This window comes from Pseudonocardia sp. DxW (genome assembly GCF_058448985.1).
Window position 1 is genome coordinate 1 of the sequence record NZ_JBZFLK010000070.1, and the last position, 1,438, is coordinate 1,438.

The 1,438-nt window shown below is 70.4% G+C and carries 1 protein-coding gene; it reads left to right on the forward strand.

The annotated features are described in order from the left end of the window. Positions 1–64 precede the first annotated feature (64 nt). On the forward strand, positions 65–1,252 hold the full coding sequence (locus tag ACVJO7_RS33980; RefSeq protein WP_408635018.1) for an IS701 family transposase: 1,188 nt from the start codon (positions 65–67) through the stop codon (positions 1,250–1,252). Positions 1,253–1,438: the final 186 nt, after the last annotated feature.

Consider the following 1,438-nt stretch of genomic DNA (forward strand, 5'->3'; position numbering starts at 1 on the left):
TACTGCAACGGCGTTTCGACGTGTCGTGAGAGGCTGATCCGGGTTCGGCGGTGATGATCGCCGGGTGGTGGATCTTGCTGGATGGGTAGCGGCGTTGGACCAGGTCATCGCGTCGATCGGGCCGCGGTTCTTCCGTCGTGAGCCCCGCGCGCGGGCCGGGGCGTATGTGCGCGGCCTGCTGGCCGGGTTGGAGCGCAAGAACGGGTGGACTCTGGCCGAGCATGCGGGGGCGGTCTCGCCGGACGGGACGCAGCGGATGCTGCGCATCGCTGACTGGGACGTCGACGGGGTCCGCGACGACGTGCGCGACTACGTCCTCGACGCCCTCGGCGACCCCGCAAGTGAGGTGTTCGTGGTCGACGAGACCGGGTTCATCAAGAAGGGCCTGCGTTCGGCGGGAGTGCAACGCCAGTACACCGGTACCAGCGGCAAGGTCGACAACTGTCAGCTCGGGGTGTTCCTGGCCTATGCCAGCTCGAAGGGGCGGGCGTTGATCGACCGCGAGCTCTACCTGCCGACCTCGTGGACCGAGGACCGGGACCGCTGCGCCAGAGCTGACGTGCCCGATGAGGTCGGGTTCGCCACGAAGCCCCAGCTCGGGCTGGCGATGCTCGCCCGCGCCCACGCCTGCGGGGCCCTCACACCCCGCTCGTGGGTGACCGCCGACGAGATCTACGGACAGAATCCGACCTTCCGCACCTGGCTGGCCGACCGGGAGATTCCGTTCGTGCTGGCCACTCGCAACGACGACGTCCTGACCAGCCCGGACGGGCATCGCCGCCAGGCCAAGGTCCTCGCCACGATCGCCGGCGCCCGCGACCCCGACACCGGCCGCAGCGGGTGGGAACGGCGCCAGGTCGGCGCGGGTGCGCACGGAGAGCGGATCTATGACTGGACCACCGTCGCCCTCGACCCGGCCGGCCTGCCCCACGGGTGGGGGCACTGGCTGCTCGTGCGCCGCCAGACCGAACCCGGGCAGGGCAAGACCACCCGGGAGCTGGCGTTCTACCGCTGCGCCGCCCCCGCGGCCACGCCGCTGCGCGAGCTGGTCCGCGTCGCCGGCGCACGCTGGGCGATCGAGGAATGCTTCCAGACCTCCAAGAACGAAGCAGGCCTCGACCACTACCAAGTCCGCTCCTACCGAGCCTGGTACGCCCACATCACACTGGCCATGCTCGCCGCCGCCTACCTGTCCGTCACCCGCGCACAGGAGGCCGAAAAGGGGGATCTCCAGCCGAGCGGACCGGGCTGATCCCGCTGAGCGGCAACGAGATACGGCGACTGCTCGCCACCCTCATCCTCACCCCAGCCGCCTGCCTGGCCAGCACACTCGCCTGGTCCACCTGGCGCCGACGACGCCAGCACCAGGCCCGGACCTGCCACTACCGCCGCCGCGGCCAACGCCCACCAGCCTGACAAAACGCCGTTGCAGTACTAG